13 protein-coding genes are annotated in these 14,894 nt (G+C 68.1%); 2 read left to right on the plus strand and 11 right to left on the minus strand.

The annotated features are described in order from the left end of the window. Positions 1-9: 9 nt before the first annotated feature. From Q0568_RS05475 to Q0568_RS05515, 9 genes are all read right to left on the minus strand, one after another. Positions 10-1,182 carry a DUF3322 and DUF2220 domain-containing protein gene (locus Q0568_RS05475; RefSeq protein WP_298863466.1) on the minus strand — a complete coding sequence of 391 codons (1,173 nt, stop codon included), beginning with the start codon at positions 1,180-1,182 and terminating at the stop codon, positions 10-12. Continuing rightward, complete coding sequence (locus Q0568_RS05480) at positions 1,179-4,481, minus strand: ATP-binding protein (protein WP_298863469.1); 3,303 nt, start codon at positions 4,479-4,481, stop codon at positions 1,179-1,181. The genes Q0568_RS05475 and Q0568_RS05480 overlap by 4 nt, the downstream gene beginning before the upstream one ends. After that, positions 4,478-5,146 carry a DUF4194 domain-containing protein gene (locus tag Q0568_RS05485; protein WP_298863472.1) on the minus strand — a complete coding sequence of 223 codons (669 nt, stop codon included), beginning with the start codon at positions 5,144-5,146 and terminating at the stop codon, positions 4,478-4,480. Before Q0568_RS05485 ends, Q0568_RS05480 begins: the two co-directional genes overlap by 4 nt. Further along, a complete protein-coding gene (locus Q0568_RS05490) occupies positions 5,143-6,597 on the minus strand; it encodes a DUF3375 domain-containing protein (protein ID WP_298863475.1) in 1,455 nt (484 codons plus the stop codon). Before Q0568_RS05490 ends, Q0568_RS05485 begins: the two co-directional genes overlap by 4 nt. 39 nt (positions 6,598-6,636) lie before the next feature. Next, entirely contained in the window at positions 6,637-6,984 is a 348-nt protein-coding gene (locus tag Q0568_RS05495) for a HepT-like ribonuclease domain-containing protein (protein WP_298863478.1), read from the minus strand. After that, positions 6,981-7,436 (minus strand): nucleotidyltransferase domain-containing protein, encoded by a 456-nt coding sequence (locus Q0568_RS05500; RefSeq protein ID WP_298863481.1) that lies wholly within the window; start codon positions 7,434-7,436, stop codon positions 6,981-6,983. Before Q0568_RS05500 ends, Q0568_RS05495 begins: the two co-directional genes overlap by 4 nt. A 57-nt stretch (positions 7,437-7,493) precedes the next feature. Further along, positions 7,494-8,465, minus strand: coding sequence for a PfkB family carbohydrate kinase (locus Q0568_RS05505; RefSeq protein WP_298863484.1), 972 nt, complete (start codon positions 8,463-8,465; stop codon positions 7,494-7,496). Beyond that, positions 8,455-11,244 (minus strand): DUF262 domain-containing protein, encoded by a 2,790-nt coding sequence (locus Q0568_RS05510; RefSeq protein ID WP_366941361.1) that lies wholly within the window; start codon positions 11,242-11,244, stop codon positions 8,455-8,457. Before Q0568_RS05510 ends, Q0568_RS05505 begins: the two co-directional genes overlap by 11 nt. A 125-nt stretch (positions 11,245-11,369) precedes the next feature. Next, positions 11,370-11,738, minus strand: a complete 369-nt coding sequence (locus tag Q0568_RS05515) for a VOC family protein (RefSeq protein WP_298863489.1) — start codon at positions 11,736-11,738, stop codon at positions 11,370-11,372. Positions 11,739-11,798: 60 nt separating this feature from the next. Here Q0568_RS05515 and Q0568_RS05520 point away from each other — a divergent pair, with 60 nt between their 5' ends. Together Q0568_RS05520 and Q0568_RS05525 are read left to right on the plus strand one after the other, a co-directional pair. Next, positions 11,799-12,242, plus strand: a complete 444-nt coding sequence (locus tag Q0568_RS05520; protein WP_298863492.1) for a MarR family transcriptional regulator — start codon at positions 11,799-11,801, stop codon at positions 12,240-12,242. Positions 12,243-12,499: 257 nt separating this feature from the next. Beyond that, positions 12,500-12,682: a hypothetical protein gene (locus Q0568_RS05525; RefSeq protein ID WP_298863494.1), complete on the plus strand. Its 183-nt coding sequence runs from the start codon at positions 12,500-12,502 to the stop codon at positions 12,680-12,682. A 14-nt stretch (positions 12,683-12,696) separates the two neighbouring features. Here Q0568_RS05525 and Q0568_RS05530 read toward each other — a convergent pair whose 3' ends face one another. After that, complete coding sequence (locus tag Q0568_RS05530) at positions 12,697-14,511, minus strand: nuclease-related domain-containing DEAD/DEAH box helicase (protein ID WP_298863496.1); 1,815 nt, start codon at positions 14,509-14,511, stop codon at positions 12,697-12,699. A gap of 11 nt (positions 14,512-14,522) precedes the next feature. Next, positions 14,523-14,816: a hypothetical protein gene (locus Q0568_RS05535; RefSeq protein WP_298863499.1), complete on the minus strand. Its 294-nt coding sequence runs from the start codon at positions 14,814-14,816 to the stop codon at positions 14,523-14,525. Positions 14,817-14,894: the final 78 nt, after the last annotated feature.

Genomic DNA, 14,894 nt, shown 5'->3' on the forward strand with positions numbered 1-14,894 from the left:
TTCCAGCTCTCAGCGCACAGCCTCGATCGCCTTCCAGAGCACCTCCCACGCGTACGGCCACGCGATGCGCTCCTGCTCCAGTCGTACATCGCCGTACTCGCGCAACAGGACGAACGTCGAACGTTCGTCATCCGTGAGCCGCGACAGCTCTCCGCGGAACGGCGTGGGCTCGTCCACCCACAGGTCGCGGAACTCCTCGAGAGTGCTCCGATTCATCAGCACGCTCTGCGCCTCCACCCCGGCCGCCCGCACACGGTTGAGGATCGCGAACCCGTGCGAGTCGAGGTCGCCCCAGTAGAGCACGGGCCGCGACATCACCCAGGCCAGCTGCGCGACGAGGTGGCCGATGTAGCCGCTGCCGTGGATCGCGACGACGCCCTCGGCATCCGGCAGCGCCAGCAGCGTCTCGAGGTTCTCCACGATGACCACGACCTCGAGCCGCTCGCCGAAGGGCAGCGCGGCGAGCTCGGCAAGGGGGGCGGCCAGGTCGCGAACGCCCGCCGGCCGCAGCGCAGGATCCAGGATGCTGATCCGCAGTCGCTCCGGCCCCGCCACCAGTCCCAGTCCATCGACACCCGTCACCGCGGTGACGAGCGCCTCGACGATCGAGCGGTGCCGTTCAAGCCACTTCGTGTGGATGCCGCGCACGGACACCTGCCGCACGCGCAGGCCCGACGCCGGATGCTGGATGAGCCAGACCGTCATGTCCTGCAGAATCCGGGCATCGGCGGCATCCAGCTGTGCGATCGCGCGCGAGTGCGTGCGCAGCGCGGCATCCGTCCTCGCGCGGGCGTCCGAACCCGCATGGGCAGCGCCCAGCACCGCATCCTGAAGCGTCCTGACCCGACGCACCCACGCCCGCCACTCACGGCTCTTCGCGGCGGCCGCGGCGACGGCGTCCGATCCCTCGACGCGGACCCGCACCGGCAGGCTCTGCCGACCGATCCGGGACCAGTTGCGCTCCTCCCACACTACGTGCACCGGCAGCTCGGCCTCGGCACGGCGCCAGGAGTGCGCCCAGGCGCGCGCCCCGTCCAGGTCAGCGAGCGCCTCCCGCTCCGTGGGCGGATGCAGCGGAACGTCCATCACGACCTCGACACCCGGATCCACCACCCACAGCCGTGCCGAGCGCTCATACATCCGGCGCGCCCGCGCGCCGAGATCCGCAGGAGACACCGTCATGAATCGCGCTCGATGACGACGTTGGCGAGCATCGACTGGTCCCTGGTGGGGTTGGACACGCTGGTGACCGCACCGACGTACGGCTCCAGGGTCTGCAGCAGCTTCTGCGGCGTGGCCAAGATCATGTGGAATCCGAACTCGCGGAAGATGTCCATGGCCATGCGCGTGTACTGCGCGTCGGCCTTGTCGAAGGCCTCGTCGAGCACGACGGTGCCGTACGAGGGCACGAGGTCATCCCGGTCTGCGAGCTGGAACCGCAGCGCGGCCGCCAGGCAGAAGATCACGAGCTTCTGCCGTTGCCCGCCCGACAGCCCCGCGCTGGAATCGTGAACGGCCACCACGCGCCCGGAGGCATCCTTCTCCTGCGCGAGGAAGGAGACGTGCTCGCGAGTGTCCAGCACGCGAGAGCGCCAGGCTCGGTCGGCACTGTCGCTGGAGTCCAGACGGTGCATCACTTTCGAGAGCACGGCGAAGCGCTGCTCGGCGCCGGCGAGATCCTCGTCCACCCAGTCGCCCTCGACGATGCGCTTGAGATCGTTCAGGAACTCGTCGACCTCGCCGCTGCGCCGCGTCTTGACCAAGATGTCCAGGAACCGCCCACGATCGTACGGGGAGCGCCCGAGCGACTCGTTGACCGGGTCGATGCGCTCGGCCACCCGGCGCGGAGCAGACAGCAGCTCGTCGCGCAGGTGGATGATCATGTCGCGGGAGCGGTCCTTCAGCAGCGCGAGGAACTGCGCCTCGTACTCCGGCAGTCCGCGTGCCAGGATGCCGTCACGGAGCGCACGGAAGCCCGCACGGTCCTCGATGGTCGGGGTGAGCTCGACGGATGCCGCTTCCCATGTGCCCACGAAGTGCGTCACACGGCCGACGAAATCGGCCTGCGCCTCGCGCGCACGCGCGTCGGCCTCCTGCACCTGGTCGTTCAGCCGACGCAGCACCCGGGCGCTGACCTCGTCGATGTTCGCCAGCGCGATCGAGCGGCGCACCTCCCGGAAGCGCCTCTCCAGCTCATCCGCGTCGGCTTCGTCGACCAGGGTGGTCGACTGGCCGTGCAGTTCGTCGATCAGGCCGCTGATGCGTCGCTGCTTCGCAGAGGCCAGTCGCGCTGCGACTTCGGCATCCGTGCGCTCCTGCCGCAGCCGGTCGGCCTCATGCCGCGCCTGCTGCTCCGCCTTGACGGCCTCGGCCATCTCGCTGTCGGGTGCGGTGCGGATGCGCAACTCCTCCTCCAGACCGGCCACCCGCCGGCCTGCGGACTCGATGTCGATACCCGCCCAAGTGACGCGCGCGATGTCGGCGAACACCTCACGACGCCTGATGACCGCGTCACGGGCTCCCTGCGCCTGCTCGAAGCGCCCGCGCGCTCCCTGCTCCGCCCGTTTCGCGGTGCCCAGAGCCGTGAGCAGATGCTCGAGCTTGTCGGCGTTGTCAGTTCCGAGCACCCATCGTCGACGGTCATCGACGCGGAACCGGTCGTTCTTCTCGTACCGGCGGCGGGAGCGCTTGAGCAGCCCTGTGATCGTCACGCCGCGTTCCACGTCATCGAGGTCGTCGGGGTCGTCAACGCAGGCGTAGTCGAACTCGTCGCTGAGGCGCCGGTTCAGATAGGCGGCGAACGGTCCGTCGGCGACGCGGACGCGGTGCACCACACTGCGTTCATCGCGGACCGGTGCGGGAGCGTCCACCTGCAGCGCCACCGCGTCGAGCACCAGCCGCGTCTCGAGATGGATGCCGTCGACGACGCGCCGCACGCGCGCCAGCAGGTTGTCACGCACGAGAAGCGCAGTCGAGACGGGAGACAGCACCCGCTCGATCGCCCCGTTCCATTCGGCGAATTCCCCGCGCACGTCGATCAGCTCCCCGGCGAACGGGAGCGCCTGCTCGGGCAGGTCGAGCCTGCTGACGATCGCGCGCCGAGCGGCGAGCAGGTCGGCCGGGATGTTGGTGCTCCGCCCCCGCAGTGCGTCGATCTCGCTCTGGAGTCTGCGCACCTCAGCCTGTGCCTGGGACAGTGCATCGTTGACGGCGAAGTCGATGGCATCCGGAGCCTGCTTCGCCACTTCGTCCTGCGCCGCGGCGACGAGCTCGTCGAGTTCTTCTGCGGATGACAGCATCGGCACGCCGACGCGCTCGAGTCGGTCTCCGAGCAGCGTGCGCGCCGCGGAGACCTCGTCGACACGAGAGCGCGCCTCCTCGATGCGCGCACGCAGGTGGTTCAGCTCGGCGCCGCCATGCTGGTCGAGGCGCTGCCCGGCCGCAAGATGCAGGCCCTCGGCCTCGTCGCTCGCGAGCCGTGCGGCGTCGGCCGCGCGTTGGGCGCGAGCATGCTCCTGCCTCGCATCGTGCAACTCGGTCTCGGCGAGCCGCAGCTTCCACTGCGCGGTGAACGGCAGGGCGCAGTCGCCCAGCCGCCTGGCGGCGCCCGCGTCGGCTTCGGCCGCGTCGAACCGCACGGCGGCCTCGTCGATGACACCCAGCGCTTCGGCCTGGTTGCGCAGATCCACGACATGGCTGTGCGACTCGTTGAGCTCGCGGAACTGGTCGACGGCGTTCTCGACTCGTTTGAAGGTGTTCGGAGTGTCGAGCATGAACGTGCGGAACAGCGCGTCGAGGCTGCCGAGGTTCTTGGCGGCCTGTGTCTTGTGCAGCAGGTTGAGAGCGTTGTCGCTGCCGATGCCCAGCAGACTGCGCATGCGCGTGTAGAACGGTCCGTGCGCCCCGGAGGTGGCGACGACCGGCTCCACCTCCGCCTTCAGCCGCCGCACGTCGAGGCCGTGCGCGGCGAACGGTGCGAGATCCGGCAGCGACACGTCGTGTCGGAGGATGATGCAGGTGTCCTTGAGGTCGGCAGGGTCGGTGGTCGTCCCCCTCAGGTGGAACAGGCGCACGAGCACGACCGGGTCGCTGTGGTCGTCGTCGAAGCGCAACAGGATGCCGCTCCAGGTGGCAGCCCTGCGCAGGTAGGTGCTCACGGCGCGGTCGTACGCGGCATCCGCTTCTTTACTCCACGCGCCGCGCACGTAGCTGACCTTGTTGCGGTCGCCGGTGCGGGACGAGCCGTCGAGCGCCGCGGCGTTGAACTTCAGCCACTTGTCGGGCGTGAGCACCACGGCGATCGCGTCGAGCAACGACGACTTGCCCGACCCGGAAGCGCCCGTGATCAGATGACCCTGGCGGGCGATGGGCACCACGTGGTGGCCGTGGAACGTGCCCCAGTTGAGCAGTTCGACGCGGCTCAGCCGCCACTGTCCGGGATGCCGGGGATCGATCGCCTCGAGTCCGTCCAGAAGCGTCATCCGACCGTCTCCTCGTCCAGAGAGGCCGCGCCGCCGGCATCCGCTCTCTGCGACCCCGTCGCGAGCCCGTTGTACACGGCCTGCAGCGCGTCCACCTGGTCGGCGTCGATCAGCATCCGCACCACCGGCGAGATCTCGGCACGGTCGTCGCCGATCGGATGCAGCACCCGCAGCTTGTTGACCATCTTCGACCAGGCCGCGTTGAGCCGTTTGCGGAAGTCGGCCTGGTCGCGGTCCGCCGTGCGGTACACGTCGAGGGTCTCATACAGCTCGTCCTGCCCGACGATCACGCGTCCGCGCCCCTCTTCATTCAGCAGCGTGTGGCGCAGGGCGAGCAGCATGGCGGTGTCGATGAAGGTCAGCGACTCCGACCGCACGGCACGCGGCACCTGTATCTCGGCCGACTCCGCGTTGCGGACGAAAGCGAACTCGCTGTCGCGGTCGAGCACCAGTTCGAGGAAGAGGTCGTTGAGCCGCGACCGGATGACGGTCTCATCGGCCAGCAGGGATGACCAGTTCTGCGGCGAGCGCGATCGCGACAGGTACGGCCCGCGCACGAGTTCCAGTAGCGCACGGCGAGAGCGCTCGTGCAGGGTGCCGGTGTCACCGCGCCAGAGCTCGTGCTCGGCATCGCGGTTCTCGACCTGCGGCTCATCGTCGGTCATGGGATCCTCTCGGTGAATCGGTGGGTCGCCACCAGCGCGGAACTGCGGATGCCGCGGGGCGTGGTCCATGCGAGACGCTCGGTTCCGTCTTCTACCCGCCCGTAGTCGCCTGCCAGGCTGAGCAGGCCGACGACGCTGGCGACGCCCTGCGATGCCGGATGCGCCTGCAGGACGTCGCCGACGGTGGGTTCCGGCATGCCCGTCAGGACGTCGTTGACGTTCGCGCTGAGTTCGGTGAAGTCGATCTCGGTCTCGCGTGCGAGGGCGCGGAGGACCTCCCAATCGACTGCCGCCGCCCCGTGCGTGACGATCTCGGTCGCGGCGTCGTACTCGGATGGGTCGTGAAGGTGCACGGCGCCGGCGCTGGAGATCACGACCGAGCTGAGCTCGAGGTCGATGCCGACGGACGCGTACGGCTTTGTGACCTGTGCGGCCGCGTGAGCCGTCGACATCGCGGTGAGCAGTTTGCCGCGCAGCACCCGGTCGCGCTGGTAGTCCTGCGACTGCACGTATCGTCGCAGGCCGCGTGCGAACACGGTGATGACGTCATGGATCTCGGCGGTGCGGGTCTTCAGCTCGTCGAGGAAGCTCCGAAGGCGCCGACGCTGGGTGATGGTGAGCTCCCGCGCGAAGTCGCGATCGAGCACCTGGCGGATGTCCTCCTCGAACGCCGTGCCCAGTGCGGGGTCGAGCACGAGCGACGAGAACGCGGAGAAGCTGCGGCCGGCATCCGAGTCGCCGATCAGGTCGACCCCGCGGAAGACCTCATCGAGCACGGCCCGCTGTGTGGCGTCGGATTCGAGGATGCTGGCGCGCAGCGTGGAGCTGAGCTCCTCGAACACGCCTCGCACCCGGGTGAAGTCGTCCGGAACCTCGGATGCCTGCGACAACAGCTCCCGCAGCCGCTCGACGGCACGCGGCCCGGTGAGCACATCGTCGGATTCCCCGCTCTCGATGGCCTCGATCTGAGCGACGATCCGGTCGCGCTCCGCACGCAGACGATCCAGGCGCCGGGCCGCCTGCGGATCGGTGTCGATGGCGAGCTGGGTGAGCTGCATCGACAGGCTGGCCAGGCGGGATTCCGTGGCCGCGTGCCGCGGAGACTCGCGAGCGTCGAGGAAGCGGAGTGCGGCCAGCGCGTCGACAGTCAGCTCGTAGGTCTCGCCGCGAACGCCCTCCGACGGGCGGCGGGCGATCAGCCCGGACGTGCGCCACGCCGTCAGGTAGCCACGGGCGCTCAGTGGCAGCTCATGCCCGTAGGAGCGGAGTTCATCGAGGTCGGAGTCGATCGCCTCGGCCAGTTCGTCGGCATCCACTCGCCGATCGTCACCGCCGAGGTGCTCCGCGAGGAGCGCGACCGCGAACGGCGCGTTGTCGGCGCGCAGCAGTCGCCACGCGTCGTCCTCATCGGCCCGGCGCAGCAGTCGCAGCGCGCGTGCTGTGGCTGACATCATTCACCTCCCCCGCCAGTGTGGCGGAAGTCACCGACATCAGGGGCGCTGGATGTCGATCTGAGATCTGACCAGCTCCCGCAGCGCCGGGAAGCTCCCCGTCACCGTGCGCCACAGCACATCCGTGTCGATGCGGTCGTAGTGGTGCACGATGAAGTCGCGCGTTCTCGCGGCGGCGCGCCACATGTCGTCCGAAAAGCGGCCCGCGTCGGCGGTGATGAGTTTCTTGGCAAGGTCACCGACTCGGTTCGCGAGCGCCTCGAACGCAAGCGCCAGCGCGTCGTCATCCGCGTAAGCCTCGGCTCCGCGAGCCGCCAGTGCCACCGCGGTGGCCAGCGTCGAGTCCAAGTCGGCCAACCATCGGTCGATGCGATCCTCCGCCCTCACAACGACACTGCTCCGTCGAGGATCTCCCGGTCGCGGTCCGCATCAAGGCTGCCGCTGGTGACCACCGAGACGGGCACGCCGAGGATCAGCTCGAGATCGAGTTCGAACTGCGCGATGTCGAACAGCGTCGCCTCGTCACCGGCATCCACCAGCAGATCCACGTCGCTTCCGGCGGCCTGATCTCCGCGGGCCACGGATCCGAACACGCGCACGCCGGAGAGGTGCGCGGCTGCGGCCAGACGATCGATCACCGGCTTGAGCTCGCTCAGCCGGTGGAGCCGCACGAAGCAGACGGTACTCGTCAGCTCCTGGTACTGCCGGTACGGCACGAGTGCGGCATCCGGTCGTCGATGGGCTCCGATCACGACGACCTCGAGATCGTCGTTCCGGCGGTAGTCGGCCAGCAGGCGGGTCAGCCCCGCGCGTGCTTCTGCAACTGGCATCACGTCCATGATCGCCTCCTTGTACATCAAAGTGTACAGCTGTGCACCGACGCTGCCCCGCGTCGTTCAGCGGATCGTCTGCAGGAACTCGTCCACCTCCCCCGCGGTCGGCGCCGTCGTCGGCCCGCGTCGGGTCACCTTGATCGCAGCCGCCGCGTTGGCGCGCCGGCAGGCGTCCGCCCAGGTCGAGCCGGCGGCGATGCCGGCCAGCAGCGCGCCCGTGTGCGTGTCGCCTGCGCCATTGGTGTCGACCGGGGTCTGCGGGAAGCCGGGCACGGACGTCGTCTCGCCATCGGCGTGCACCGTGCACCCCTCCGGCCCGTCGCGCACGATGGCCACGGCGCCCTCGCGCAGCAGCGGAGCCAGCGCGCGGGCATGCGCAGCGATGTCGTCCCCGGTCGTCCGCGCCCCGAGCACGCGCAGCAGGTCGGCCGACTCCTCGGCGTTGCCGGTGAACACGTCGGTGCGTGCCAGCATCCGATCCCGCACCGCCGCGGGCAGCGCGGCGAAGGCCGCCCCCGGGTCGAGCACCACGACGGCCGCATCGGGGAGCGACGGCAGCCAGGCCAGCAGAGGGCCGCGGGTCTGGTCGACGGCCAGCGAGTACCCGGTGACGCACACCAGATCGCCCGGCCGGACGGCTGCGGTCGCCAGCGAATCCACGGTGATGTCGCGATCGGCGCCGAGCGTCGTGACGAAGGTGCGCTCGGCCGTGGGCTCGATCATCACGACGCACACGCCGGTGTCGCGGGTGCGGATCGCAGGAGCGGATGCCGTGATCCCGGCGTCCGTGAGCGCGGAACGGATCAGGTCGCCGTTCGGACCGGTGCCGATGGCGCCGGCGTGCACACACTGCGCGCCGAGCCGCGCTGCCGCCAACAGCACCGTCACCGCACCACCCGGGTACTGCGCAGCGGATGCGGCCATCACGTTCTGCCCGCGGTCGGGCAGGCCCGGCACCTCCACGATCAGGTCGACGAGCGCCTGCCCGGTGTGGATCACCCGCGGCTCGGGTGCGAGCAGGCGACTAGTCCTCACGATCGATACGACCGAGTTCGAATCCCAGCGCCTCGAGGCACCGCCTCGCCGCGCTCGACTGAAATTCCCGTGATGACACGCGCAGCGCGGTTGCCACCACCTGCTTGACCGGGAACCTCTGCCCATGGACCAGCGCCCAGTGGGTCGTGATGCCTTCAGGCTTCGCGCCGAGAAGACGTGCTTCGATCTGTTCCCGCGTCACGCTGCGGCGACCGGTCTTCAGCTCGATCACGACTGATGCATCCGACTCGGCGACCAGCTCTGCATGCGGCTCCAGGTCGAAATCATCGACGACGCGCACGAACCACTCGAGCACTTCGACGAGGGCGGCACGCTTGTCTGCGGCGCCGAGCACGTCGACGAAGAAGGACGGGCGCGCCTCGAGCTTCCGCTCTGCGAGTGCGATGCCACCGATCGCGTTGAGCCGACGCCGCAGATCGTCACGCAGGTCACGGTCGTCGAACGGTGGGCGATTCATCAGCCACTGGAAGACCACCTCCACGCGCCCATCGCTGTAGACGACCAGTGGCCAGATGTCGTCGCGCACACCCCTCCGGTGCATGAGAAACGCTCCGATGTCCTTGGAGGTCCCGTAGGCGACGTCGCCGCCGAGCGAGCGCCAAGCCGTGAACAGCTCGATGATCCCGTGCACCGTCGCCGCCGGGAACCGCTCGGCGATCTGGGCCTCGAACTCCCGTTGCCGCTCTTCGGACTCGGACTCGTCGTCGACCTGCACATCGGCCTCAGCCGACATTCCGACCAGCCGCGCGAGTGCGTGCACATCCAGGAACTGCTCTGCCGATGCGCGACCCTGTCCGTCGAACTCGATGCCCTCTTCCGCCAGGACATCGCGCACGTCACGTTCCGCGTCGCCGGCAGTCCAGTGGAACCCGGGCGACACCGTCCCCGCAGCCTGCAGGACGCGCCATGCGTTGGGGACCGCATGAGCCGAGAGATACACACCCAGCGGCACCGGATGCGTGCCGATGAGAGCGGCGACCTGCCCGTAGCTCGTCCACCGTCCGGAGGGGATGGCTTCGAGCACGTCTGAGACGAGGGCCCAGCGGATGTCGTCAGCCCCCTCCGACTCATCCTCGCTCAGCGGGCCCTGCCAGTATCCGCAGATCAGCGCTGCCAACCTCTGTCCGCGCTCAAGGATCTGCGTGCGACCCCATACCGGCTGCGCGGCGATCTCGGCGTTGAGTGCGATGTTGCTGTCCGCCAGGAGCAGCCGCTTCTGCGCGAAGGGCGCATTGCTGAGTTCCGAGTTGTAGCCCGTGAGCGTCAGATTCGCCGCGACGTGGAGCAGCGCCTCATGCATGTCCTCGACCGTGGAGTAGTCGCCGACGTCGTCGCTGAGGGAGTTCTGCCAGCCGGGTGTGAGGGTCTGGGGCATGACGTGCTCGATGGATGCGGCGTCCAGCGATGCAGGCTCCTTGCCCGCGAGCAGTTGCTCCATCCATGAGAGCGCCAGCTTGCGCTGGTTGTACCGACCCGAGTAGTAGAACGGCTTGCTGACCAGGGCCTCCGCGATCTGCTTGTCGGAGGCGAAGAACTTGCGGCCCGTGGACAGGTAGGCGCGCAGCGAGCCGACCGGATCCTCGTCTGTGACATCCTGCGAAGCGCGGAGGAGGATGCGCGAGAGCGCGTTGGATGGGGCGTTCACGAGAAGGCGCCGCACGAGGAAGGACTCGAGCAGATGCAGCCCATCTCGCACGTCGTCGGAGGAGATGACCTGCGCGGATCGCCGCTCGAGCAGACGCAGCACCACGGGGTCCACTCCACTGTTCCCCCAGTTGCGGAGCCTGCGCAGAGCGAGTCTGACGCCGGGATCCGCCTCCCGTTCCGGATCATGGATCGTGGCCAGGAGCTCGGCGAGATCCGCGTAGCGGCGGATCTCCTGCTCGACGGCGTCCGCGTCCATCTTGCTCAGCCGCGCTTCCTGCAGCGCATAGACGTTGTTGAGCTTGGCCTCGGGGACGGACCAGGTGAGATCCATCCAGAACAGGGACTCAAGTTCCTCGGCGCTGAGGATCGACTGCATGGGGAGCCAGACTCCGGCGTAGACCTGCTCGCCACGGTCACCCAGCCGCATGAAGAGGTAGTTCCGCAGCAGATCCCCCTGGGTCAGCTTCATCCCGGTGTTGTTCAGCGATTCGAAGATCCGGTAGACGTTGTCGTCCTGCCCCGCGGTGATCGCGACGAAGACGAGACCGTCGAGCACTGCACTGGTGAGCTGTTCGACATCGTTCTCATCCTCCGGGTCATCGAACTCATGCACGCGATGACGGAAGTAGCGATAGGCCGAGACGAGTCCGGAGGTTTCGCTGGATGGCAGATGCCGGTCGATGATGCCGCGGAATGCATCCCGATCCGCCTGCGTGGGGAGCAGCTTGAGCCGAGCATCTCCTTGCTTGAACCGGTCGATCAGGAAGTTCTCATGCAGGCGCGCGAAGCCTGGCGAGTCGGTCCCCTCGGTCTCGGCGACGTGGTCGCGGATGGCGGCGATCAGGACCGACAGGGTCGTGAGACGCTGCTGTCCGTCGACGACGAGGAACTCGTTGCCGCCGGGGCCGATCATCCCGGTCGCGAGCACCAGCGATCCAGTGAAGTGAGATGCCGCCTTCTCCGTCTGCCTCGCCTCGACGACGGCGACGATGTCATCCCAGAGACGTGCATGCTGCTTCTCATGCCACGCGTACGTGCGCTGGTAGAGCGGCACGCGATACTGCTTCGAACCCTCCAACACCTGCTGAAGTCGGATCTCCTGGACATGCACCGCGAACCACGCACCCTTCGTCCGGTCACTCCGTCGTGAGGACCCTTCGTAGGATATCCAGAGCCGGATGTCAGCCGCAGTCGTGCGCGGGCGAGAGTTCGACTCTCGCGGACCGGCGGCAGCCGTCAGGCCCGGTCGTGCAAAGTGATGCGGTAGCCGTCCGGGTCGGCGAAGGTGAAGGTGCGGCCGAACGGACCGTCGATCGGTGCCGAGACGATCGTGTGCCCGTCGGCGACCAGCGCGTCGTGGATCTGCTGCACCTCGGTTGCATGCAGCCAGATCGCTGTGCCGACCCCAGGCACCGGAGCGGATGCCAGATCCGTACCCGGCACGATGTCGCGCAGCGCGAACGCGATCGGCTTCGTGTCGAAGACGACGGCCTGCGGCGGGCCGGCCGGCGAGCGGACCAGGCCGAGATAGTGCTCGTAGAACGCCTGCGAGGCAGCGAGATCGCTGGCCTGCAGCGAGATGAAGTCGGGTCCGGTGACGGGCATGATGTCCTCCTCAGTCGTGTCAGTTATCTGACATAGGCAACTGTATGTCAGAATACTGACATGAGTCAAGAGGGCATCGATCTGACGACGTCGCTGGGATACCTGTTGAAGGAGGCGTCCAGCGCGCTGCGCGTGGCGATGGAGGCCGCGCTGCGTCCGATGGAGCTGACGGTCACGCAGTACTCCTGCCTGGAGCTGCTGGCGCAGCGCCCCGGTCTGTCGAACTCCGAGCTCGCCCGGGGCGCGTTCGTGACCCGCCAGTCGATGAGCGTGCTGCTGCAGGCCATGGAGCACGACGGCTACGTGACCCGGGCCGCTGAGGCTCCCATCGGCAGGGCTCTTCCCACCCTGCTCACACCTCGAGGGAGTGAGGTGCTGCGCGCGGCGAGCGCCGCGGTGCGATCGGTGGAGAAGCGGATGCTGAGCGGCATGACCGCCGCGCAGCAGGCCGCCGCGCTGACGAGTCTGCGCAGCATGATCGCGGGGCTGCGGGACGAGGGGTAGTTCAGTCAGGATCTACCTCGCCACGAGTTGCGGCCATCACCCAGGACGCGATCGGCGGGAGTTGACGTTGCCGCGTTCTTCACACCACCGATTCGGGGCTGCGGACTCTCGCTATCCGCCCGCGGCCATGGCATGATCGCACCAACCAAAGCCCGGAGGTTGCAATGCCCACTGGATCGCTGCACGACCGCCTGATCTCGGCGTCCTTCGATAACGCCGGAAATCTGCTCAGTGTCTCAACCGAGGAGTGCCGATGCATGATCGGCACGAACCACGATGCCGACGGCACCGAGGTCGACGACTGGCAGGACCTGGAAGACGAGTCCGAATCACTGAGCGTGTACGACGCGGCAGACATCTGGCGCTCTCACGGCGAAGATCCCGACTACCGCTTCGGCTACAGCGACGACGAGCTGAGGTCCGCGGCGGAGGAAGGCTGATACGCCCCCACCAATCAGTTCGGCACCACCACGCACCGGTACCGCGCCCGGGTCAGCCCGACGTACAGCAGGTCGAACCAGTCCAGGCCCTCGCCGCGCACGAAGTCCATCGCATCGTCGCCGATGTCGGTGAGGATCACGGCCTCGGCGTCCAGGCCCTTGTACTTGAAGATCGAGCCCCAGCGCACCCGCCCCGCCGGCGCCTTCGGCCGTGCGGGAGCAGCCCGGGGAACCACCGCAGTCGCTGGCGCCTCGACAAGATCCACCCGCCCGAGGTCCACAGACGCAATGTCGTCCGTCACCCGAAGCCGGTCGCGCAGCCAGCGTTCCTCCTTGGTGAAGTTCTCCGCAGCCAGCAGCCGGCCGACCAGCGAACGGTGCCCTCCGAACGGGCTGAGGATCACGATGTCGTGCGCCTGGTGGTTCTCCAGCAGCTCGCGCAGCGCCTCGGCGAGAGCGTGCGACGCATCACCGGCACCCGAAACCCTCTTGATCTCGAGCGCCCCCTCGATCGTCGACGTCGTCCGGTGCCCTCGGTATCCGAACTTGCGCGACAGCAGCTCCTCGGCCGAGCGGGTCAGCCCGCTCACCTGCCGCAGTCCGCGACGCAGCCCGACGTGCACCAGGTCCGGGATGCGCTCACGCAGAATGCCGTACGGGTCGACGTGCGCGTCGGCGGGCCGCAGGATCTGCTGGTGCGAGTCGCCCGCGAAAGCCAGCTTGACATTCGCAATGGGCCCCGAAGCGAGCGCGAACAGCAGGTCGAGCACGGCGGGGAAGCCTGCGATGTCCTGGAACTCATCGACACAGATCGCGTCATAGGCGCCGATCGAGGGATCCGCCTGCACGGCTGCCAGGGCGAGGGCGGGCAGCTCTTCCCAGTACCACTCGCGTCCGGCATCCGCGGGGTTCTCGTCGAGTCCTGCCAGCCGCAGCATGAGCGAGTTGAGGTCAGCGACGACGATGTCGCGCTGGGCGCGGAGCATGTCGCGCAGTTCGTCGGCCATGAGCACGTTCCAGCAGACGACGAGGGTGCGGTGGCCGCCGCGCCAGCGCTTGGCGAGCTGCGCTATCAGGTAGCTCTTGCCGGTGCCGGCCGGGCCGTCGAAGTAGATGTGGTCGTTGCGCTCGATCATGTCGAGCACGCGGGCCTGGCTCTTGAGCAGGTGGCGCTCGTCGTCGAGGCGCTCGAGTTTGCGGTCGGCGAGGGTGCGTCCGCCGGCGAAGTCGCCCAGCAGAGCGGATGCTATCGCCTCGGTGTGCTCGGCGGTCATGACCGACGGATCGTGCTCGACGCTGTCGATGGCCGAGTACCAGCCGTCGTGCTCGTCGAGCAGGTGGCCCAACGCCTTGATCGGATGCTGCAGATCACCGCGCCACGCTAGTTCCCACTCGAAGAACTGCATGTCGCCCGGGGTGGCGTTGTGGAACTGGTGCCGCTCGAGCGACGTGAACCAGACCAGGCGCGCGATCGGCTCGCTGCCGGTGAGGATCTCCCGGTGCTTCAGGTAGCCGCGCAGGCTGCGGATACTGCCGTCCAGCTGCGCGAACGGGCTCTTGCCCGGGTTCGGCACGCGATCGAGCCGCCATTCGCCGTCCTTGTACTCCACGTACTCCGGGCTCTTCGCCTCGACCACGACGATCCCACGCCCAGGGACAAGCACGATGAAGTCGGCCTCACCCTGGAACTGCGCCGCGTGCCGCCGGATCTCCAGGCTGTGCAGCACGATCCAGTCGTCGGCGTCATGCGCCCCCGCGAACGCGTCGAAGATGCGCTTCTCAGACGTGTTGGCGCCGGCACGCGGGCGGGCGGGGATCATGCGGGTCATGGCCGGCGATACTACATACGGCCGTGGGTCTTGATCAGGTCAACCGCGATTGATTTTCCCGTATCCGACAGGGTCCACAACTTGGTTCTGCTTCCACCGACGGCGACCAGCAGGTCCGTGTCACGAAGGTACTGGGCGGCCCATCTGACGTCATACTGCCACGTGTAGAACAGGTCACCGGACGCCCGCAGATCATTCTCGTGCAGCTGCCAAATGCGTTGGCTGACCTGAACGATTGTGCCCTCGCCGCCCAGCTGCCTCAGAGCCTCCACGACCCAAATCCGCAGGTCTCCCCGTTCCGCCATGGCTTCAACCTAGCCGACACCTATCCCCGATGAGGAGCTTGCCGCGCGTGGCTCGCCAGGTCAGCTCGCAACACCTAC

The organism is uncultured Microbacterium sp. (assembly GCF_937927635.1).
Classification (GTDB): domain Bacteria; phylum Actinomycetota; class Actinomycetes; order Actinomycetales; family Microbacteriaceae; genus Microbacterium.

Bases quoted from the DNA above. Each gene is read 5' to 3' on its own strand.
- Q0568_RS05475 (WP_298863466.1), bottom strand. From the start codon at position 1,182: ATGACGGTGTCTCCTGCGGATCTCGGCGCGCGGGCGCGCCGGATGTAT.
- Q0568_RS05535 (WP_298863499.1), bottom strand. From the start codon at position 14,816: ATGGCGGAACGGGGAGACCTGCGGATTTGGGTCGTGGAGGCTCTGAGG.
- Q0568_RS05520 (WP_298863492.1), top strand. From the start codon at position 11,799: ATGAGTCAAGAGGGCATCGATCTGACGACGTCGCTGGGATACCTGTTG.
- Q0568_RS05500 (WP_298863481.1), bottom strand. From the start codon at position 7,436: ATGGACGTGATGCCAGTTGCAGAAGCACGCGCGGGGCTGACCCGCCTG.
- Q0568_RS05490 (WP_298863475.1), bottom strand. From the start codon at position 6,597: ATGTCAGCCACAGCACGCGCGCTGCGACTGCTGCGCCGGGCCGATGAG.
- Q0568_RS05480 (WP_298863469.1), bottom strand. From the start codon at position 4,481: ATGACGCTTCTGGACGGACTCGAGGCGATCGATCCCCGGCATCCCGGA.
- Q0568_RS05515 (WP_298863489.1), bottom strand. From the start codon at position 11,738: ATGCCCGTCACCGGACCCGACTTCATCTCGCTGCAGGCCAGCGATCTC.
- Q0568_RS05525 (WP_298863494.1), top strand. From the start codon at position 12,500: ATGATCGGCACGAACCACGATGCCGACGGCACCGAGGTCGACGACTGG.
- Q0568_RS05530 (WP_298863496.1), bottom strand. From the start codon at position 14,511: ATGACCCGCATGATCCCCGCCCGCCCGCGTGCCGGCGCCAACACGTCT.
- Q0568_RS05485 (WP_298863472.1), bottom strand. From the start codon at position 5,146: ATGACCGACGATGAGCCGCAGGTCGAGAACCGCGATGCCGAGCACGAG.